Below are 22,976 nucleotides of genomic sequence, written 5' to 3' on the forward strand. Positions count from 1 at the left end.
TCGACCTCTTTTATTTTACGAATTATTGCTTATTGCACACCCATTTCTTTCAGAATAAAATGGGCATTATCAATTTTATCCGCCACCCAAAGTACGAAGCGAATATCTACTCCGATGGATCGACTGTAGCTTTCATTCCAGGCAAAATCGTTGATTGTGGCATCATAAGCTCGATCAAAATTTACGCCGATCAATTCGCCATGCGCATTCATGATGGGCGAACCGGAATTACCCCCTGTTGTATCCATATTATACAAGATATTGACAGGCACATCGTTCATGTCTTTTTTGAGGTAACTGCCAAAATCTTTTGCCAACCACGCCTCTTTGATTTTGTGAGGATAGCCAAACTCTGGAAGACCAGAATTTCCTTTTTCAATTAATCCTTTGACACTGGTAAACGGATGCATATATGTGGCATCTGCTGGGCTGTATCCTTTGATATTTCCGAAGGTTAGTCGCAAGGTAGAATTAGCATCAGGTACAAAGTTTTTGTCCATAAATTGCTCCCTAACCGCTACATAATCGCCCATTAGCTTATTTAATGCCCCTTCACGACGCTTCTGCTCAGCAGTGAATTGCGCATATTCTGCTGCCAGACCACGATGCAGCTTGAGCAAATCATCTTGGTAGGATATGATGCTGGATGGCGAAGCAATGATTTGACGGAAAGCCGATTCACTATTTAACTTCGTTTCTCCTAACAATTGTGCAATCCAAGTTCCGGTACTGTCCTGAGTACGTTTATCATTTTGCAAAAATCTTAATGTATTAGCGCCGTGCAATTTGCTGCCTTGCGCGAATAAATGTGTTGCAATCTGCTGATCTACACCAAGGTGATACGCTTCGAATAGCCCGCTGATCCGTTCGCTAAATTTGGCAATGTTTTGATCATATAACGCTTGTTGCGCTTTTGGCGACGTTTGCTGTGCAAGTGCATCCTGAAAAGATTGAAAATAATTAGCGATCTCAAGGGTTTTTACACCGTGATACACATTATTCATCCAAAGTTCTTTCGGAGCATCTGCAAATACCATTTTATAATGTTCTTCTATGTCGCTCATCAAGGTGCCATATGCCGATTTGAGTTCGGGTTTGCTGTCGATAAATCTAGCTAATGCCGCGTCATCGTCCATTTTGCTTTGGATGAGATTCGTATTACGCAAGCCCTTGAGTTTTCCACGATAGTTTTTCAGCACATTAGCATTGCGTTTGATCCGCGTTGCCAAAGCAAGTTCTACCGCTTTATCCGTTTTGCCTGCATCTTCCATACGCTGATTTTCAAAATCATAAATATCGGAGGTGTACGGCAGTAAGAATTTCTGCTGATAATCGATGTATTGTGCCGGTCTATGTCGAAATGTGCGACCCGGGTAACCTAGAATAAATACAAAATCATTTTCTTCGACCCCATTCGGGTTTACTTTAAGATGTTTTTTCGGTTCATATGGCACATTATCTTTGGAGTAAGGCGCAGCCGAGCCATCTTTCGCTACGTAAGCACGCAAGAACGAATAATCGCCCGTATGACGCGGCCATACCCAATTATCTGTTTCGAAACCAAATTCGCCGATATTCTGTCTGGGTACGTACACCAGTCGTACATCTTCAATCGTTTTGTACTTGAAGAGTACATAGCTTTTGCCTATAAACATCTCCGAAACCTCTGCTTTGATCGTCGGGTCGGCTTGCTCTGCTTCACGAGCTAATTCGTTACGCTTTTGATTGATTGCTTCGATGCGTTGCAACGGATCGCTCACGTTTTTGACGGATTCTAAAACTTGCTTTGAGACATCTTCGTACGAATCGGTAATACGAATGGTTAACCCTTTTGCTTCAATTTCCTGCTCTGGCTGCTGCGCGACAAAACCATTTTCCAGATAATTGTGCTGCGGTGTACTTGCCAATTGTACTGCGCTAAATGCACAATGATGATTGGTGATAATAAGGCCTTTGCCAGAAACGAATGAACCTGAACAGCCGCCTACGCGAACTAATGCGTCGACTAAACCGGTGCTGCCCGGATTGTAGATGTCTTTTTCGGAAATTTTTAATCCCGCTTTTTTCAATCCCGCACGATTAAGATCGCTCAACGGGAACATGCCTTCGTCGGGTATGGTAGCGGCAAATTGAAAGGCACTGGCGCCGAGCAGCAGTGCCGTCAAAAATAGTTTGTGTGAAATCATAAATTTTTAACCATGTGTTGGATTTCAAAATTACGAAATCTTTCATTAGTACCGTGCAGCCTTTTCCGGAAGCTATTTTGCTGACTAAGTACAGCCAGTCATTCCTAAAAAATGATTACCTTAGTATAGTTTAAATTTATAGTATGACACTGGTTCAATTAGAATATATTATAGCGGTCGATACCTATCGCAGTTTTGTGGCTGCCGCAGAAAAGTGTTTTGTAACGCAACCTACGCTGAGTATGCAGATCCAAAAGTTAGAAGAGAATCTCGGTGCCAAAATTTTTGATCGTAGTCGGCAACCCGTTGTGCCGACCGAAGTGGGAAAGCGAATCATCCGGCAGGCACGCACGGTACTAATCGAGAGCAAAAAAATAGGTGATATTTTGCAGGAGGCGTCCGGGCAATTGGCTGGCGAATTTCGTATTGGTGTTATCCCAACGGTAGCTCCTTATCTTTTGCCACCGGTCATTGCTTCATTTACCAAAAAATATCCACAGCTCAAGATTCAGGTGTGGGAGTATACGACCGAAAAGGTTATCCATGAACTCAAAACAGGAACATTAGATTGTGGTATATTGTCCACTCCGTTACAAGATTCGGCAATTGCCGAATTGCCTTTGTACTATGAGACATTTGTAGCTTATTTATCAACTGAAAGCAAATTGTACGGCAAAAAATTGTTGCAAACTAATGAAATTGCGGAGGATAATTTATGGCTACTTAACGAGGGGCATTGTATGCGAGGGCAAGTTTTAAATATTTGTAAATATAGAAGTCAATCGCAAAATTCATCTTTTGACTATAATACGGGTAGCGTAGAAACGCTGAAGCGCATGGTCGATATCAATGGTGGTATTACTATTTTGCCTGAGTTAACGATTATGGATTATGGAGATGAGGCACTACAGCACGTTCGATATTTTAAGGCGCCTGAGCCTGTTCGTGAAATTAGCATCGTAATGACCAAAAACTTCAGTAAACAAAAAGCAATAGAAGCTCTTCAACAGGAAATATGGCGCGCTGTGCCCGAAAGATTTCGATCCAAAAGACGAATGGATATACTCGGGTTTCGATCGTAAAATATTGCTTAATCGCGTAATGAAAGCAACTTGCTCACATATTTTCCGATAATATCAAATTCGATATTCACTACAGTACCCACTGCGATGTGCGCAAAGTTTGTATGTTCTTTGGTATAAGGAATAATAGCCACAGAAAATCGATTAGAACGCGAATTGACAACCGTTAGACTGATGCCATCCACCGTGATCGAACCTTTTTCGACCGTAATATTGTTTAATGATGCGTCGTACTCAAAGGTGAGAAGAGTACTTCCACCTTGATCTTCTATGTTTACACAATTGGCTGTCTGATCGACGTGCCCTTGCACAATATGACCGTCTAATCGGCCTCCGGCAACAGTACAGCGCTCGAGATTGACGATGTCATTTTCTCTTAAATTGCCTAAGCTAGATTTTAATAAGGTTTCTTGAATGGCGGTGACACGATGCGTACCCTCAGTTTGGTCTACGACTGTGAGGCAAACTCCATTGTGAGAAATGCTTTGATCGATCTTTAACTCATTACTAATGTCAGACTGTACCGTAAAATGTACATTTTGATCTTCCTTTTCGATTTTCAAAATTGTACCTAAGCATTCGATGATTCCTGTAAACATGATGTCAATTTGTACAAAGTTATTAATATTTGATGCAACTTACCACTGTCCAGCGCGATAAAAAACCTTGCACATTAGTAGTGTTTTCTGCATAAAAAATATTGAAACAGGATTATTAGATCATAAAGGATCTAAACAAACACCAATCTTTTTGCACGTTAATAATGCCTGTAATAAGGAATGTGTGGTAATCAATTTTTAAATTTTCTTAATGCAAGTATGTTTATAAATACTATATTTACAATTGATTATAAACTATAAACTCGAGTTAACAAGCATTTATTTTCCTATATTAAGCTGCTTTGTGCTCGCAAACGCTCAATTAGGTAAATCGTTATAGCAGGATCGCTGTTTTGACGGAGCTAAGTTAATGCCTACAAGGCTAACGGTGCTGATATGCAGTCAACTCTAAATTTTACACTATGAAACGCAGCAATTTCTTACAAGCTCTTGGTATAGGTGCTTTATCGACCACCTTACTCAGCCACAATTCTTACAGTTCATCGCTACTTGAACGTTTGGCAGATCGCGAGATGATGATTTGTCTTATCACAAAATTAGTAACATTCGATTTTCAGATGTGAGATTGCAATACCCTCGGCTTGTCGGTAAGAATGCTCGATTAGATTTACATGGATATGGGCCTCGTGTAGAAATATGTGTGATTGAAACGGATAAAGGCGCCACTGGTTGGGGCTCACTTCGTGGAAGCAGACGAGATGCTGAAAATATCAGCGCGCAGCTTATCGGTAAAAAATTGTCGGATGTATTCGCAACAGATGTGGGTATACTGAACGACAGTCATCTCGCATTCGATATTGCTTTACACGATCTTGCAGGCGTAGTTCTTAATAAACCGGTATATGCAATGTTAGGACAATCTGAGCCCATCATCACAGATTGCTACAGTGGAATGATTTATTTTGACGATTTAGAACCTACACACCAGCCAGGCGGAGTCGATAGGATTTTAGAAGAATGTCGATCTGATTATGATTTGGGATATCGTCAGTTTAAGCTTAAAATTGGGCGTGGGCATCGCTGGATGCCATTTGAAAAAGGTTTGGCACGCGATATCGAAGTGACCAAAGCCGTGGCTAACGCATTTCCTGATTGCGATATTCTGGTGGATGGGAATAATGGTTTTTCAGTCGGCGAATTTATTCAATATCTGGATGGAATCGCCGGTGTTAAACTATTTTGGATAGAAGAACCTTTCCATGAAACGGTGCCTCAATATGAGAAGCTCAGGGCATATCTCAATAAGAATGGTCTTAATCCTTTGCTCGCAGATGGCGAAGCCGATGCAGATCAACAATTTCTACATACCCTGATCGATAAGAATTTATTAGACGTGCACTTAACAGATATCGAAGAGTTAGGATTTACTAATTGGCGAAAGCTTATTCCACAATTGAAAAAAACAAAAACGCTCGCCTCGCCTCACGCTTGGGGATCACTTTTGAAATCTTACTACACGGCACATCTGGCGGGTGGCCTTGGTAATGTAATAACTATTGAAGGCGTTTCCAGTACATCGGAAGATGTTGATCTTTCGGGTTATCGATTGGCGAACGGTAAATTGATCCCATCTTCTTTACCGGGATTTGGTATGCGACTATTGAAGGAAGTGTAATCAAGAGTAGAATAGCTCGTACTTCACGTAAATGGATTGCACAAGTGCAGATATTATCAGATTCAAGAACAGCTCGCAGGAGCTGCTCTTGTACTTAACGAAGCAACGTATTTTCCAAATACTGTGCAGAAATCCACTTTTACCAATTCATCTATAGCATATACTATTTTAGGATTTCAGATTCATTATTATTGTGGCAAGTTTGAGAAAATTTAAACTTAAACACCATGATAAAGATCATTTACGCTATTCTCGCCCTTATTATCACACTATCAACTGTCAATGCACAACGCGGCATCGACTATAATCACAACTACGCTGCGGGAGGCAGAATAAGTATGTTTGTTGATAGTGCAGCTAAAAACGTTTTTTATGCCAATAAATTTCCTAATCAACCCAATGTTTCATTTAACTATTTGCCAGACATTGAGCATGTCTGTGTTAAAATCTATTTTAAGAAGTCAGAGCGTGTAGAAAATTATCGCTATACCATTTTGGCCGATGACAAACCAATTGTGGTTAATGAAATGATTGACCTAACACAACTGCAAGAAGGTGACCGGGGCGACGAAGAAATATTCGACGTTATCATGCTTGATCCTTTTCCTATAAAAGATAAAACCGTTACCATTCTTACTTATGACGTCGAAAGACCGTTCGATGTATTTAAAAATGTATTTTATGGCAAGCCTATTCCGAAAGCAAAAATCAAACTTTTTGGAAAACGCTTCGCGACGGACCAAGGCGTGGACTACGATCATATCATAGACCCAAAAGAAAGTACAAACCTTACATTCGACGAAAAAGACGATGAACTGACGATCGTAAAAGATAGATCCGATATTGACTATATCTACGGAATCTCGATAAAAGACAAGCGCACCAATAAATTAATATTCGAGTCCACCGCTTGGCAATATGGTGGTACTGTTGATGAAGCAGGCCAACTTTTACCGTACGTAGTGATGGATAAAAGCATCTTCAAGAAATCAGGGGATTATGAGATTATTATTCAACCATTGATTCAATGGGACAATTGTCTTGACTGCAATATGTCAGCACATGAAATTGAAAAATATAGTAGCAGGTACTCGCTCGCCATTACCTTGAATCAGGAAAGTTATACACAAAAAGAAATGTTGACATACACGCTAATCGTGGCGTTTGGTATTGGGGTAATCTTTCTTGTTATACTCTATTTTACTAAAAAAAGAAGCAAAATAAATCTAGCTGCAGAAGAGCAGCAAAAAAATGCAGCAAAACTGCAGCTTAATGCCATACGTTCTCAATTAAATCCACATTTCCTCTTCAATGCATTGGCTGGTATTCAGAATCTAATGAACAAAAATGAAACCGACAATGCGAACAAGTACCTTTCCAAGTTTGCGCGCCTCACGCGTAATGTACTTCATGATAAAGAACTCATTAGCCTGTCTGAAGAAAAGACCTTGCTAGACGACTATTTACAGATGGAGCAACTGAGATTTGGTTTTGCCTACGCAATTAAGCACTCTAATGATCTGGATTTAGATAATACCGAAATACCCAGTATGCTGCTACAGCCCTTTGTAGAGAATGCAATAAAGCATGGTATCTCGAATCAGGGCAGCGCTGGGTTAATTAATATTGAATTTACTAAGTATGCCAAGGATTTGATTTTAAAAGTCGTAGATAATGGTCGCGGATTTGATACAAAGCACAAGTACGATGGACTAGGACTTTCCCTAAGCCACAGCCGAATCGCATTGTTGAATAATGTTTACAAGGAGAATTGCTTTACCTTAGCGATGCAGTCCACGGATAATGGGACTACCATAAGTATGACAATAACCGATTGGCTATAATATGATGAGAGCAGTTCTGATAGATGATGAAATTTCCAATTTAGAAAACTTACGGACTTTGCTAACAAAGCATTGTCCGCGGGTTTCGATCATTGCGACAGCGCAAAATGTACGTGATGCGGTTAGCGTTATCGAAAAATATTTGCCCAACTTAGTATTTCTAGATATTCAAATGGGTGATAAAACAGGTTTTGATGTGCTAAAAGGTCTTCCAATGCGCAATTTCGAAGTTATTTTTGTTACGGCATACGATCAATATGGGATCCAGGCAGTAAAATTTGCAGCTTTAGATTATCTTTTAAAACCAATTGATATGGAAGAGTTGATACATGCAGTTCATACAGCTGAAAAAAAAATAGCGACCCAAATACATACGTCGCAACTCGATTTTCTGTTGCAGCAACTCAAAAGATCTGAATTAAGCTCGGGAAAAATTGCCCTGCAAATGCAGACAGAGATAAGATATGTTGCTTTAGCAGAAATCGTACGCTGCGAAGCAGATAACACCTACACGCATTTCTATCTGTCTAGTGGCGAAAAAATAATGGTTTCTAAATCCTTGAAAGAATATGCTGATCTACTATGTCCCAATGGGTTTTTAAGAACCCACCAAAGTCATGTAGTCAATCCAAAATTCGTCAAAAGCTGGTTAAAAGAAGATGGCGGTTTGCTATGTCTTCTGTCTGGAGAGAGAATCCCGGTCTCCAAACCGAACAAAGACGCAGTAAAGCAAGCGTTGCGGCTGGCTTATTGATCAATAAAGTTTTGTGCAAACTTTCGTATTTTACATGCCTTCGCTATCGCAATCTTGTGAGAATCATACCTTGCCTAAGTATCTGCATGGAAATAGTGTTCATTACCGTACAACAAACGTTCAGAAACGGACATTTTTCTAAGTTGAATATTTTATTTTATACTGATAGCTAGGTGTTTAATGGTTTGGCAGATAACTTGACCTAAATCAAAGAGCGGATATTGCAAGGTTGAAATAACGTATTTTGATCTATTTTATTCACTGCAAACGACATCATTAAAAGAAGGCCATGCTTAAACACTATTTCACGATAGCACTACGTAATCTTAGGAAAAATAAGGCATTCTCCGCCATTAACATTATCGGGCTTGCGATCGGTATGGCAGGTTGTCTAATGATTGCTTTATGGTTGCAGAATATGCTGAGTATGGATCGCTATCATACAAAAGACGATCGCTTGTATATTATCAGCAACAGAGATGATTATCAAGGGGCTAAATATGCTTGGATATCGACACCAAAGATTTTGGCAGAAGCTATGGGGGAGGAGTTTGCAGATATAGAATCATATTCCCGCTATGGTGAAGACAACCATTTTCTAACAACCTATCAGCAGAAAAAGATTAAAACCAACACCGTTTTTGTCGATCCAGGATTTTTTGATCTGTTCGATATGACATTCATATCAGGAGAAAAAGGTCGTCTGCTGCAAGATCCGACGTCTATCGTGTTGACCGAGTCGAAGGCAAAGGCGCTTTTTGGTGAGGAAGATCCTATCGGTAAGATCATCAGGATTGATTCTGTAAATCAGGTGCAAGTACAGGCAGTGATCGAAGATATTCCTTCGAATTCCAGCTTTGATTTCGAGGCATTAATATCGTGGGATTATGCTAAAAAAATCGGATTCTACGATGAGCATTGGGGTAACAACTCCATTACGACCTTTGTTTTATTGAAAGAAAACGTGCGCTTAGCCGATTTCAATGATAAAATAAAAACCTTTGCTCGCGATCATACTAATAGCAGCAACAACTACGCTAAAAATACAGGTGAGATTTTTGCGACACCATACAAAGATCATTATTTGTATGATAATGGTGTGGGTGGTACGTATTCCAGCGGACGTATCGATCTAGTTCGGCTTTTTGCGTGGATAGGAGGGTTTATACTCGTGGTAGCCTGTATCAATTTCATGAACTTAAGTACTGCGAAATCCGAATTGCGTGCGAAGGAGGTAGGCGTCAGAAAAGTGGTAGGTGCGGGAAAAAAAAGCTTGATTGTACAGTTTCTTTCTGAAAGTATGCTGATAAGCCTTTTAGCAATGATTCTAGCAATAGTTATTATGATCGTGGCACTTCCATTTTTTAATCATCTAGTATCCAAAGATCTCTCAATATCATTTCTATCGCCTATTACTTGGCTGTTGCTTATAGCATTTGCCTTGCTCACTGGTTTATTGGCGGGTATATACCCTGCCTTTTTTCTTTCTGCTTTCAAACCAATATCGACGCTCAAGGGAAAGTTTAAAGGCACTACAAAGGGCGTCAGTGTCCGCTCCTTGCTTGTTGTGTTACAATTTACTCTAGCCATTATACTGGTGATTTCCACGGTGGTTGTAACTAAGCAAATTCAATATACGAAGAATCGCGATAGAGGATATCAGGAAAATGGACTAGCATATACGTTCATAGAAGGCGAAATAGGTACACATTATGAGCAGATTCGTCATGAACTAGAAGCAAGCAATGCAGTTTTGTCTGTGTCAAAAACTATGTCACCTGTAACCGACAGATGGAGCTCAGGCTGGGGATTTACGTCAGATGCTTCGACTGAATCGGATGAGAGAATCAACTTTGTTCGCTTCAGTTCAGACGCAGATGCGGTCAAGACATTAGGTTTCGAGTTGTTGGCAGGTCGAGATATCGATATCTATACTTATCCTACAGATAGTCTGGCTGTACTACTCAACGAATCTGCCGTACAAGCACTCCGGCTCGAAGATCCGGTAGGAAGTACGATTATGGGCGATGGTGAAAAGCGGATAGTAGTCGGCGTTATTAAAGATTTTGTGATCGGCTCTCCATTCGGCAAACAGGAACCCACCGTGGTGCTAGGGCCAGATGCTTGGTTTAATATCATACACTATCGACTAAATCCGGCACAGAACACCGCAGAAAGTTTGAAAACGGTAGAAGGAATTTTTAAAAAATACAATCCCGATTATCCGTTTCTGTATCAATTTGTTGATCAGGTTTTTGAAAGCAAATTTAAAGAAACACAAGCCGTAGGAACCATTTCCATGTTATTTGCCGGTTTGACCATCTTCATCGCATGTTTGGGTTTATTGGCTCTTATCGCTTATATGGCCGAAATACGGGTGAAAGAAATCGCTGTGCGTAAAGTGCTGGGTGCATCCGTCGCACAAATTACTATGTTGCTTACGAAGGATTTTATCAAGCTGATTATTTTAGCGATTATTATCGCGTCGCCAATCGCTTGGTGGGCAATGAACAATTGGTTGAAAGATTATGCATATCGTATAGAGATAGCATGGTATTACTTTCTTATTGCAGGCTTCACGGCGATTGGAATCTCCCTGGTTACGATCAGTTTTCAATCCATCAAAGCATCACTTGCTAAGCCAGTAGATAGTTTACGGAATGAATAGTACTATAGCGTGTCATCATATCAAAATAGCCTTATTAAGGTCGGCGGTATAATGGTCGGACAAGCTTATAACACGTATTTTAATTGTTCTTTATGGACTGCTAAGTTCAAGAACTAATTTACAATTGCTCCGATTTTTGGTTACTACTAAATTACTGTCGAATCACCTCAAAGTCCATCGAAATACATGCATAAATCTGTATGAGATTTCTAACGTAATTGCTTTATTTGCGGAAGGAATTTTATCGTTATTAAATATAACTTCCAAGACGGTACGCATTTTGTAAATAGTATTGCTGCAGCGGAAGACTATTTAATATAATTCAGAACATACAACAAATGACAGTAAAACAAGGGTTGCAGTACAAGAGCCTGAGACATATATTTTCTGGTATTTTTTCATTTCTAATGATCACGGCATATGCACAGGAAGGACAGAAGAAGGAAGATGAGCATCTGCAAGAAGAAAAGACCGAAGCCAGAACTTCGATGATGGATTCCATCACAGTGGTACGTGATTATCGCCCGATGTTGGCCGATGCAGTAAAAATCCGCCGTAGTCCGGATATGAATATCGACCGTAAAGCATTGGAAGCAGAGATGCGTCAAACGGCGGCCGCTATTTACTTCCAGAAAAATAGATATAAGGAGGCTTATCATATGCCTTTGCCGCAAAAATATCCTAATGCGTTGCAGAGCAATATTGATGATAATCGTATTGGAATCTTGGCTTATCGCGCGGGCGAGTTTGAGCGATCGACTTCTATTTTGGAGAAGGTGAAGCCGTTGGATGCTTTTTATCAAAGTTCTTTGATTGCCTTAGGTCATATTGCGGTACAAACGGGTAACAAAAACCGTGCACGGGATGCCTTTTATAAAGCATCTAAATTAAATTATGATCAAGAGCTAAAAGCAGACGCTTTATTCAATTATGGCAAGATCTTATCTGAATTAGATTCTGTTCCAAATGCTATACAACCGCTTAAAGAGTATATATCGTTGCAATTTGCCGATTATAAAAACGATGTGGAGAAGTCAGAAACGACAGAAATGCGGCTGGCCGATGTGTTATCCGGTACCAGTAATTTTCAAGCGGCAGTATATCTTTTAGAATCGTTTACTGATAGAGATCGGCAAGCTGATAGGGTGTATCAGAAGATTACTTATTACCGCGGGTTGGAATTCTACAACGAACGAGCTTTCGAAAATAGTATATCCATGTTTATGCGGTCCGAAAAATTTGCATTTGATACGGAAATGGCTGCTCTGGCAACCTATTGGAAGGCCGAAGCTATGTACGAAGTGCGTAAATATGGCGAGGCCGTCGATAACTTTTCGCGATTCCTTCGAGATCCTGCAGCGCGGCAAACGTCTGTGTACAACTACGCCAATTATGCGTTGGCTTACGCCGCATTCCGGATTAATAGATATAACATGGCATCCGAGTATTTTGAAAAATTCTTGGCAACCGGAGAAGGATCATCAGACAAAAACATACAGTATGACGTGATGGCTCGTTTGGGCGATTCCTATCTTTCGATGCGCAATTATAGTAAAGCTAAGAGCTATTACGATCAACTCATTCGCGCGAAAGCTCCCAATCAGGATTATGCTTTGTTTCAGCAGGGGATCATTCAAGGTTTGCAAGGAGATCAGGAGGCCAAACTCAGTACACTGCGTGCCGTTGTAGAACGATTTCCCAACTCGAATTATGCGGATGACGTAGCCTTCGAGATCCCTTATATGTATTTTACATCAGGAGATTATGATACTGCCATCGAAGGGTTACAACGGATGATCAAGAAATATCCTCGAAGCAGTTACGTTCCTAGAGCATTGATGACCATTGGCCTAGTGCAGTACAATAAGAATGATACCGACGCAGCGCTGGCTACATTCGAACGCGTTGTGAAAGAATATGCTACAACGGGTGAAGCGTCACAAGCATTGCATTCTATTGAAAACATTTATCTTGATAAAGGGGATGCCGCCAGCTATATACGCTATGCGACAGGCACTAATGTTACTGATCTCAGTGTTTCGGAGCAAGACAACCTAGCTTTTCAAGCAGGAAACACCTTGTTTTCTCGTGGACAATACGGAGCAGCTGTAGAAGCCATTAATGCTTATTTTGACAAATTTCCAAAGCCCCGGCAAGAGAAACATGCGCGTTATATACGCGGAGTAAGTCTGTACCATACCGGACATCCGAAAGAGGCATTGCACGATTTGAACATTATCCTAAATGATTGGACAAGTCCTTACACCAAGAATACGCTAGTAACGGCAGCCGCATTATACCTCAAGTTGAAACAATATAATGAGGCCATAGTACACCTCAAAAAGCTAGAGCTAAATCCAGATTATAAAGATAAATACGGCTACGCAGTTAGTAACCTCGTGATTTGCTATTATGAAATCGGTGATTATGAGCAGATGAATAAGTATGTTAAGTTGGTAAAAAGTTATACTGGAGCGACTGATGAAGAACTTGCGACAGCACACTTATATACTGCAAAGGCGAAACAGCAAAGCGGAGATAAGCAATCCGCTATGAAAGAACTCGATCTGGCGGCTCAAAAAAGCCAATCAGCGGCCAGTGCTGAGGCGAAATATCTGATGGGTGTGAGGCAGTATGAGGCGAAAGAATACGATAAAGCACAAAAGACGGCTTTCGACGTCATCGAGAATATGGAGGAGCAAGAATACTGGGTAGCAAAGAGCTTTATTTTACTGGCGGACACCTATGCACGCAAAGGCAATACACTGCAAGCTAGGAGTACATTACAAAGCGTGATCGATAATTATACAGAAGATGATGATATCGTTCCTTTAGCTAAGGATCGCTTACAAAAGTTGACCAAAAAATAGGATGGCGCTTAATTGAGAAACTGAGTTTTGGTAAGAGATTAACTTTTTATCTCCTGATACAGCACAATCGGGAGATAAAAGTGCCGTCAGGAATATTGGTGGTTTTGCCTAGGCGGTAGGTATGATGTCGTATAATACAAAAAGGACAAATCCAAAGTTGTAGCTACGTAACATCGTAACGCGCAAATCTTTAGATAAAAAAGTGCCAAAAGTTGATCGCCTTCGACAAGATTACGAAAAAATCGTAGATATTTTTAAATTTTCCGCTATTCTGTGAATTTATCTATTTATATTAGCTAGATGATTGCTGGAAAATTACTAGCATACTGTTGTTTTCCAACCAGAAACGAATCCATATCTATGAAAATTTCTATATCCGATTAGTCGATCATCTTGTTTTTTAGTAGTTTACTACAATTACGACGACGCCCAATTTAGCCGACCACCTAACCATGTTATTATATTCTTTTTCTTATCCCATTAAAGTCGTCCTACTATTTTTCGTGATTTCAATGTCAATAGGTGTTGCCCAATCTCAGGTATTTATATCTGGCAAGTTAGTAGACATCGATAAAAACCCGATATCCAACGTTTCGGTCGGGTATAAAAGGGTGAACGGTACTGCGCTGGTTGGTTTTACGCGATCCGCCGCAGACGGTTCTTTTCGATTGGAGAGTAAGCTCACAGATGCGGACAGCATCCGTTTGGAGTTTAATCATATGAGTTATGCGCAGCATTCTGTAGTAGTTGCAAACATCGCCGCTTCCTACACCTATACACTCACTATTCAAGCTAAGGAAATCAAAGAAGTTAAAGCAGCGAACTTACCCATATTCAAACGGAAAGATACGGTAAATTATGACGTTGCTGCCTTTACATCAACACAGGATCGCGTGATTGCTGATATTATCCGCAAACTACCCGGCGTTGAGATGGAGGGCGATAGAATATTGTATCAAGGCAAGCCAATCCAGAAATACATGGTGAACAATCTGGATTTAATGGAAGGCCGTTATGCCATGATTAACAAAAATCTACCAGCCGATGCGGTCAGAAAGGTACAAATTGTAGAAAACGATCAGCCCATCAAATTGTTGGATTCTGTGGTATTTTCAGATCAAGCTTCGCTCAATCTAGAATTGAAACGATTTACATCGACTGGATCTGGAAAAGTGGGCATTGGCGCCACTCCGGCACTTTGGGATGTAAATGTAACGCCAATGACTTTTGGGCAAAAATTTCAAATGCTCAACTCGTTTCAATCCAACAACGTCGGCGTTGATGTCGCGAAAGATCTGCGCGCCTTTTACACTGGTGCTACAGGAGCTTATTTCACCAATAAAGATGTCAATATATCGGATGGTCCAAATTATATCGGTCTTCGCAATGTGCCAAGTCCTGGTTTCGAAGAGCGTAAATGGTTGGATAATAAGATTTTTTTGTTCAGTACAAATGTGCTGCAAAAGTTGCGCAATGATGTCGAAGTTAAAGGTAATATATCGTACTACGATGATACGAAAGTAAGAAGAGGTTTTACGGCGACGCAGATTTTTACAGCTAATGAAACAATTCTCAATAGCGAAGCGGTAGACAACCGGTATCGAATTAACAATTTGGACCTTGGAGCGACCATCGAGAAAAACGAAAAGAATATATTTTTACGAAATGTGTTAAAGTACCGCAAGCGCTGGAATACAGATCTAGGACTTGTCTTGCTGAATGATGATACACCTATTCGTCAGCAAGGTGCATTTACTGACGAGGTCTTTAAAAACTCATTGGCTATGGGGCGCTTTGTAGGTAAGCAACTACTAAACATAAATTCCAGTTTAGAGTGGCGAACAACACCGCAGCGGCTGCAAGTAATGCCTGGGCAGTTTGAAGATTTACTTAATAATGGTGATCCATTTGATCGCGTGCAGCAGCTGGTTCAATTTGAAGGTTTGGATTGGAAGAACAATGTGAGTTTTACTAGAAGATGGAAAAAAATTAGATTATCTCCAATACTATCTTTCGATTATAATCGCAATCATCTGCAGACGGATATCGAGTTAGTCGAAGACGGTCAAAATCGATTATTAGGAGCCGATTTCCTGAATAATATGATCAATTCGCAGGTTAGATTAGGAGCAGATGTGGGATTTGGTTTCGAAACCGCCCGATGGAAATTTAATTTGGCAACACCGTATAGTTTATTTTATTACAATGTAAATCAGCAAGGACTGCAGACATTGGATAATGAACTGCGTAACACCTTTAATCCACGTGCGAATGCCACATTCATGGCCAATGCCAAACATCAGTTTGGCGCAAGCGCTGGTGCTGGAAATCAGTTTGGGGGATTGGATAATTTTTACAACGGATTTATCATCGGCGAATATCGAAATATCCAACGCTATGATGCCCGATTGTTAGGTAGCAAAGTCGTTCATGGTGCCGTTAATTATAACTACAAAAATACATTAAAAGCAAATTTTGCTCATCTACAGTACGGCTTTGATGCCGCGGTACGCGATTATATATACGAAACGCAGGTAGATTCGCTGGGGCGATTGCGCACAAGTATCGCAAACCGTGAAAGTCAAAATCAACAACATAGCTTATCAGGCGGCTTGTCACATTTTTTTGCCTCGGCCAAAACAGTTGTAAAGATCAATGGAAGAACTAATTGGTCTGTTTCAGATTATTTATTGAACAATGTGATGGCCAGGCAAAAGACATTTCATTACGTTGCTGATTTGGAAATTATGAATAATGCTTCTTCTATAATTGGTGGCGAATACAAAACTTCGATAGGGCAAACGGTTAATACATTTGCCGCAGGCAGAAGTAATCGTATCTTTTATAATAATCATTACCTCACTCTGCTGATTTACCCGACCGAATTACAGACCATTCAGATCAGTAATTCGTATTATCATAATAATATTGAGGGACAGGTAGATCAATTTTTTATGGATGCTACCTATCGAATTACACTCGGAAAGCGGAAAATAGACCTGGAGCTAATAGCGCAAAATTTGTTGAACAACAATGAATATGTACAACAGATCACGACGGACTATCAGTTGATACGATCAAGTTTTGAGCTCCGACCACGACAGTTTATCTTGTCTACCAAATTTCGTTTTTGACAACCAAAACAACACACAAAATTCATGACTCACCAATGAAAGACTTCACTATGCGATTTAGGTACCTATTAGCAATCATATGTGTTTTTTACAATTCTGCCAAAATGTAATCTTGCAATTAGGTGGCAGGAAATGGCATACTTTTACTGATGAAAGAAAATCCAAAGAAGCATTTAATAGAGATAATAATTGGATTGAGCTACGATAATACAAAAGCGATTAGTTAGCAGAATCCAACTCTATCCAATTGCTAGATTGCTTGACAAAAGACTGTAACCTCTTTTCTATTATCGGACGTGTTTCTGGGGTATATTTTCGACCAGATCGTAATTCTTCCTTTGCAAATATGGATTTATTGTATTCGCGCTTCGTTGCGAAAAAGGCTTCCTTGTCGGCAAGTCGCTCATAGTCCATTTGCCCTTGTAAAGTGGCTTTGTAGTCGGCCGTGTTTTGAATATCCCGAAGCGTAAATACCCAATGTTCTTTTCGATCTTTTACTTGAACAACTAGGCCGGGTAGTCCACAAAATTTGTAGGGTCCATCAGATATTGGTATTTCTGTTGTGAACCAAGCGATCCATTCGCGATTACCTAATTGCGTGCTCGCTTTTTGGCACAATAATCCATTAATACGGGTGGTATCAGCAGATAATTCCCACTCTGGAAAAGCTTCATCATAAAAGAATCCGATACCACTGGTGTTTTCCCGATTATTGAACAATAAATCGTAGGTAGTGATTCGGTTTGCCGTTTTGAGTACTTTATAAGTAATTGCTGTGCCTGAGTTGGAGGTCGCAAGTAAACGCTTCTTCTCCACGTCATCTTCTACCAGGTACTGGGCAGAATCTAATGCGGCAGCGTTGCTGGACTCAAAAAGTGACATGGAGTCATTTACTAATAAATGCGTCAATTCGGTGCGAAACGACTGCGACTCGCTGCTGTCTTGCAAAAAATCTACTTCGTAAGTTAGTTTTATATCAAATGACACAGGTGATTTGAGATTTTGCGCGTGCGACACGTTGGCGAAAAAGATAATAACTAAGTGAGAAAATAGTAATAGATACGTTTTGATAGGTTGAGGGATCGTAGTCATAGGTTGGCAAAAGGTAAATATAAAATGATATTTTAAAGTAATTGCGGATATCAAATTACTCGTCATATAGCTCAATATAGTAAAATCTGAGGATATTGATCATCGCATGTTATCGAATTTAGTCCAGCAGGCATCGTAATGTTCATTCATGTTGATGTAAATGTAATCCGTCTAGATTCCTTACGGTGTAGTCTGGGGAAGAATTTAAAATTCGTATCGTCAATAAGTTTAGGCAGATGCTACGAAGTTCTTTTTACTCTTTTTTGTCATTAGTCGATATTGTTCTGGAGACAATCCCATCTGTTTTTTAAAAATTCTTGAGAAATAATACTGATCATCATATCCCAACTGATGAGCGACTACACTCACTTTATCATCGCTGCTGTGCAATAGTTGACAGGCCCTTTGCATTTTAAGATGTATGAAGTAATCTATCGGCGACATGCCTGTACTTTTTTTAAATAGGCCGGCAAAATGAGAATTCGAAAGATTGTATTTGCCTGCAATATCTTCTACGCGAAGTTTTTCATTTAGATGGGACTTCAGGTATTTGATAGACTCAGCAATAATGTCCTCTTTTTCTTTTTCGACGATTGTAATGTGTTTTTCGAAAAACACAAAAGTTGCAAGAAAATGATATAGGCAGAAAGTTGAATTACATAAATTTTCAAGATTGTAGCCCATTTCCAAGCTTCTGTAAATATTATCCCAAATATCTAACGCCTTTTGATTAAATGGAATTTGTATCGGGCCACTATTTAAAGTTATTTTAAGCGAATTGTTAAATTCATTCAAATCTTTTCCTCTGAAATGAATCCAGTAAATTGTCCATGGATCTTCTGCATCTGCCCAGTAGCGTAAATATTTATCTGTTGCTGGGACCATTAAAAACTCATTGGCTTTGACTTCAATCTGGTTGTCGTCGATTATAAAATGACCTTTACCTTGTGTGCAATAAATGAAAATATTATCCTCGCAACCCTTTCTTCTTTCTCTATAATGAGCCGTTGCCTTTGGAAAATAGCCAATATGAGTTATGTAAAGCGGGAATAGACAACGGTGTTTTGCCATGATCTGCTTAAGCACTTTCTGAGGAACATTAATAATTTTCTCCCCTTCAAATCCATCTCTTTTTTTGAAATTGATACTCATAACATAGGAATGTGGCTGAATTGCAACAGTAAGCTAAGATCTAAAAGTAGCATTAAATCTTGATAATAACATCCAACTGTTCGACAATACACTAAAATAATTTGATAGTTAAATTGTCCATCCAAATAGTGGTATTCCCCATTTTTAGCCAATTTATTATGGTCTACTTTTGAGAACAATAGCCAATTATCTTGCTCGATGCTACATGAGCAGCAGACAGCAATATCGTTTTACATAACCTAACAAAGAAGTAAGCAAACTATCATATGCTTAAAGACAAAATTATCTTTTTAACTGGTGGAACTGAAGGTATCGGACTGGAATGTGCAAAAGCCTATCTTCGATCGGGAGCTAAACTCAGCATAATTTCTAATAATACCGATAGCATAAAAGAAGCCGAAAGCACCTTATCTGGTAATGAGGTGCTATTTATCCTTGCTGACGTCTCTATATTCGAAGAGGTAGAGCAGGCCATAGTTACTACAATTAAAAGGTTTGGTAAGATCAACATTATTCATAACAATGCTGGAATTTCAAATCCGTCAAAAGCACTACACGATACCGATGATGAAGAATGGAATCACCTCTTCAATGTAAACGTTAAAGGAATATACAATACGACAAAGGCAGGGCTCTCAGAGTTAAAGAAGACAAAAGGAAATGTATTAAATACTGGCAGCCTTGTGGGCGAAATTGGCCAAGAAATTCATGCAGCCTACAGCGCAACGAAAGGTGCTGTAAATGCATTAACAAAATCTATGGCGCTGGATTATGCACCTTTTGGTATAAGGGTTAATAGCATTGCTCCAGCTGGCGTATGGACACCTATGCTCAGGAAATGGAGCGCTGAACAACCAAACAGTCACGTAATCGATAGTTACTTAGCGAATATCCACGCATTAGGCTATTGCCCAGAAGGCGATGTTGTAGCAGATGCTTGCGTCTTTTTAGTGTCAGAACAGGCGAGATTTATCACAGGTTGCATTATGCCTGTAAGTGGTGGCGCAGAATTGGGGTATAGAAGATATGCTGACATTTAGTAGAACGCGTTATGATCAAAAATATAGTAGTTAAAGATAAGAGATACAAACTGGATGGAAATGCCGGCAGCGATGCCATACATAGAGATCCGATATATTCCTATGCCGTTACGGAACTTTTGGATGGTAGCGGCTTGAAAGGCGTCGGAATCGCATTTACGTTAGGCGAAGGAAATGATCTGGTATGTAAGGCAGCACAGTATTATGCTGAAAAATTAAAAGGTAAAGATATTGAAGATGTGATGGCTGAGTTTGGTCTTATATTTCAAGAATTATCTAACGATCAACAATTTAGATGGCTTGGTCCGCATAAGGGTGTTGTTCAGCTAGCTTTGGCCTCCGTCACGAATGCTTGTTATGATCTTTGGGCAAAACACAGAGGTGTTCCGCTGTGGAAATTATTGATAGACCTGTCTGCAGAGGAGATCGTGAATACGCTTGACCTTTCTTATTTAGAAGAAGTGCTCAGCAAAGCGCAAGCTGTGGAATTATTAACTAAACAACTAAATGGTAAGAAAGAAAGAAGTTTGGTTCTTGAAAAAGGGTATCCTGGATATGATACTTCCATTGGTTGGTTCAATTACTCGGATCAAAAAGTAAGAGAGAATTGTCATAAAGCAATAGCTGATGGGTTTACCGCGATGAAATTGAAAGTAGGATCTACCGATGCAGAGCGGGATATTCGGAGGGCAAACATTGTACGTGAAGTAGCCGGTGATGATATCAAAGTAATGCTCGATGCTAATCAACAATGGAATCTTCCACAAGCAATAGCCATTTGTGATGAGTTAAAAAAGATGAATCCCTACTGGATTGAGGAACCGACACATCCCGATGATGTGTTAGCACATCAAATATTGGCAAAAAGCATTGCGCCAATAAAATTAGCCTTAGGAGAGCATGTTCCTAATAAAGTAATCTTTAAAAATTATTTACAAGCCCGGGCTGCTGCTTTTATACAAGTTGACGCGTTACGTGTTGGCGGCGTAAGTGAATTCATCACCATAAGTTTACTAGCAAAAAAATATGGTATTCCTGTGGTACCACATGTGGGTGATATGGGGCAATTGCACCAGCATTTAGTGTTATTCAATCATATCTCTATTGGGCACGAGGTACTTTTTTTAGAACATATACCACATTTACAGCAACACTTCTTGCACCCCGCACAAATAGTCAACGGAACGTACATAACGCCTCAAGAACCAGGAAGCAGTTGCGATTTTAAACAATAGAATTCTCTCAAAATTAAAAGTATTTAATGTCATGATAGGTTCGGTAGATTTAGCCATAAGTATATTTTACATTCTGGGAATTGTAACCATCGGGCTTTGGGCAGGCATTAAGCACAATAAGAAAATAGAGGATGCAGATGTTGCCGGAGAATATTTTCTAGCTGGAAAAACATTGCGCTGGCCGGTAATTGGTCTGGCTCTTTTTGCCACTAATATTTCCTGTGTTCATCTAGTCAGCCTGGCTCAAAGTGGTTTTGATACCGGATTACTCAATGGCAATTTCGAATGGATGGCCATATTCACGCTAATTCTACTCGCTGTTTTCTTTGCTCCTTTTTATATCAAGTCGGGCGTTAGTACACTGCCCGATTTTTTGGAGAAGCGATACGATCGTTCGAGTAGAGATTGGTTAGCAATCGTATCTGTCGTCTCAGCCGTCATAATCCATATTTCTTTTTCTCTTTTAGCGGGCGGAATTGTACTTAAAACGCTCTTTGGGGTCGATATGTATACTAGTATTGTAGTCATTTCTATTATAACGGCGATTTATACTGTTATTGGAGGACTACGAGCGGTAGTCGTTACCGAATCAATACAAACTATTGTCTTATTAGCGGGCGCTATTATCATGAGTGTAGCCGCCTATCTAAAAATGGGAGGATGGGAGCCGATGGTCAAAGTGCTTCAGGATAATAATCAGATGGATAAATTATCGATGATGCGACCGCACGGAGACAGTAGTGGAATGCCATGGTATGCGGTGTTTTTAGGATATCCTATTATTGGAATCTGGTATTGGTGTGCAGATCAAACTATTGTTCAACGTGTATTAGGAGCCAAAGACGAAACTCACGCTAGACTTGGTCCACTATTTTGTGGATTTATAAAGATTCTACCCGTATTCATATTTGTCATGCCGGGCCTTTTTGCATATACACTATCGCAAGCAGGTCACTTAGATATTAGTTCGCTAACAACGACCGCGGCCGGGAGCACCAGTACAGATACGAAGGGAATTTACACAGTAATGATTACGCAACTGTTGCCAAATGGCTTGATGGGGATTGTGGTTGCCGCATTATTATCAGGATTAATGAGCCAAATTTCCGGAGCTCTTAACTCCATTTCGACCATGGTGAGTTATGACATATACCAACGATACAAACCAGAAACAAATGAGCAGAAATTAGTTAAAGTCGGCAAAATTTCTGCAGGAATAGCTCTTTTAGTTTCGTTATCATTATTGCCTTTGCTAAATAATTATGAAAGCATTTTTAATGGTCTTAATGATATCATTGCTCATATTGCACCACCGATAACCTGTGTTTTTTTGTTAGGTATTTTTTGGAAGAAAGCATCAGCAATCTCGGCAAAATACACTTTATGGCTTGGTTCGGCAATGGGAATAGTGGTGTTCGCTATTAATAAGTTGTTCCCAGCATCTATAATCGGTCATATTCCATTCATGATGATGGCTTTTTACCTTTTCTGTTTTTGTGTATTTATTCAGATAGGTCTTTCTTATATGTTTCCAGTTAAACACACTGCCGAAAGCCAAAAACTATATTGGAGGTCGCCACTGGATCCACTCAGAATTAAAGGTTCAACAGGTTTTGGCAATTATAAAACCATCTCTCTTCTTCTACTAGTACTAATGGCCTTTTTGTTTTACACCTTTCGTTAA

General features: G+C 39.8%; 14 protein-coding genes and 1 pseudogene. 11 read left to right on the forward strand and 4 right to left on the reverse strand.

All coding sequences use genetic code 11. The features are described 5' to 3' along the window. Nucleotides 1-29: 29 nt before the first annotated feature. Nucleotides 30-2,186: a S46 family peptidase gene (locus tag A0125_RS00760; RefSeq protein WP_066750600.1), complete on the reverse strand. Its 2,157-nt coding sequence runs from the start codon at nt 2,184-2,186 to the stop codon at nt 30-32. A gap of 143 nt (nt 2,187-2,329) precedes the next feature. On the opposite strand from A0125_RS00760, the gene A0125_RS00765 reads away from it, so the two are divergent. Further along, complete coding sequence (locus tag A0125_RS00765) at nt 2,330-3,268, forward strand: hydrogen peroxide-inducible genes activator (RefSeq protein ID WP_066750603.1); 939 nt, start codon at nt 2,330-2,332, stop codon at nt 3,266-3,268. A gap of 8 nt (nt 3,269-3,276) precedes the next feature. On the opposite strand, the gene A0125_RS00770 is transcribed toward A0125_RS00765, so the two are convergent. Next, entirely contained in the window at nt 3,277-3,867 is a 591-nt protein-coding gene (locus A0125_RS00770; protein WP_066750606.1) for a riboflavin synthase, read from the reverse strand. 422 nt (nt 3,868-4,289) lie between these two features. On the opposite strand from A0125_RS00770, the gene A0125_RS15490 reads away from it, so the two are divergent. From A0125_RS15490 to A0125_RS00800, 7 genes and pseudogenes are all read left to right on the forward strand, one after another. Beyond that, nucleotides 4,290-4,451: a hypothetical protein gene (locus A0125_RS15490; protein WP_156472369.1), complete on the forward strand. Its 162-nt coding sequence runs from the start codon at nt 4,290-4,292 to the stop codon at nt 4,449-4,451. Beyond that, nucleotides 4,448-5,503, forward strand: a complete 1,056-nt coding sequence (locus tag A0125_RS00775) for an enolase C-terminal domain-like protein (RefSeq protein ID WP_066750609.1) — start codon at nt 4,448-4,450, stop codon at nt 5,501-5,503. Before A0125_RS15490 ends, A0125_RS00775 begins: the two co-directional genes overlap by 4 nt. Nucleotides 5,504-5,730: 227 nt before the next feature. Further along, nucleotides 5,731-7,347, forward strand: coding sequence for a sensor histidine kinase (locus tag A0125_RS00780; RefSeq protein ID WP_066750612.1), 1,617 nt, complete (start codon nt 5,731-5,733; stop codon nt 7,345-7,347). A 1-nt stretch (nt 7,348) separates the two neighbouring features. Next, entirely contained in the window at nt 7,349-8,101 is a 753-nt protein-coding gene (locus A0125_RS00785; RefSeq protein WP_231863066.1) for a LytR/AlgR family response regulator transcription factor, read from the forward strand. A gap of 289 nt (nt 8,102-8,390) precedes the next feature. After that, nucleotides 8,391-10,718, forward strand: a pseudogene (locus A0125_RS00790) (ABC transporter permease); the annotation flags it as partial. A gap of 389 nt (nt 10,719-11,107) precedes the next feature. Further along, nucleotides 11,108-13,639, forward strand: coding sequence for a tetratricopeptide repeat protein (locus A0125_RS00795; protein WP_066750618.1), 2,532 nt, complete (start codon nt 11,108-11,110; stop codon nt 13,637-13,639). 512 nt (nt 13,640-14,151) lie between these two features. Next, the gene (locus A0125_RS00800) at nt 14,152-16,773 is read left to right on the forward strand and encodes a carboxypeptidase regulatory-like domain-containing protein (protein WP_156472370.1); all 2,622 of its coding nucleotides are present in this window, start codon (nt 14,152-14,154) and stop codon (nt 16,771-16,773) included. Nucleotides 16,774-16,992: 219 nt separating this feature from the next. On the opposite strand, the gene A0125_RS00805 is transcribed toward A0125_RS00800, so the two are convergent. Both A0125_RS00805 and A0125_RS00810 read right to left on the reverse strand, forming a co-directional pair. Further along, nucleotides 16,993-17,865, reverse strand: a complete 873-nt coding sequence (locus tag A0125_RS00805; protein ID WP_066750622.1) for a GLPGLI family protein — start codon at nt 17,863-17,865, stop codon at nt 16,993-16,995. 228 nt (nt 17,866-18,093) lie between these two features. Further along, entirely contained in the window at nt 18,094-19,017 is a 924-nt protein-coding gene (locus A0125_RS00810) for an AraC family transcriptional regulator (protein WP_066750624.1), read from the reverse strand. A gap of 266 nt (nt 19,018-19,283) precedes the next feature. Here A0125_RS00810 and A0125_RS00815 point away from each other — a divergent pair, with 266 nt between their 5' ends. Genes A0125_RS00815 through A0125_RS00825 form a run of 3 tightly spaced genes read left to right on the forward strand, consistent with a single transcriptional unit; the run spans nt 19,284 to nt 22,976 of the window. After that, nucleotides 19,284-20,057, forward strand: a complete 774-nt coding sequence (locus tag A0125_RS00815) for an SDR family NAD(P)-dependent oxidoreductase (RefSeq protein WP_066750626.1) — start codon at nt 19,284-19,286, stop codon at nt 20,055-20,057. 11 nt (nt 20,058-20,068) lie between these two features. After that, entirely contained in the window at nt 20,069-21,292 is a 1,224-nt protein-coding gene (locus A0125_RS00820) for an enolase C-terminal domain-like protein (RefSeq protein WP_066750629.1), read from the forward strand. A gap of 31 nt (nt 21,293-21,323) precedes the next feature. Then, nucleotides 21,324-22,976, forward strand: a complete 1,653-nt coding sequence (locus tag A0125_RS00825; protein WP_066750632.1) for a sodium:solute symporter — start codon at nt 21,324-21,326, stop codon at nt 22,974-22,976.

This window comes from Sphingobacterium populi (genome assembly GCF_001586775.1).
Taxonomy (GTDB): Bacteria; Bacteroidota; Bacteroidia; order Sphingobacteriales; family Sphingobacteriaceae; genus Sphingobacterium; species Sphingobacterium populi.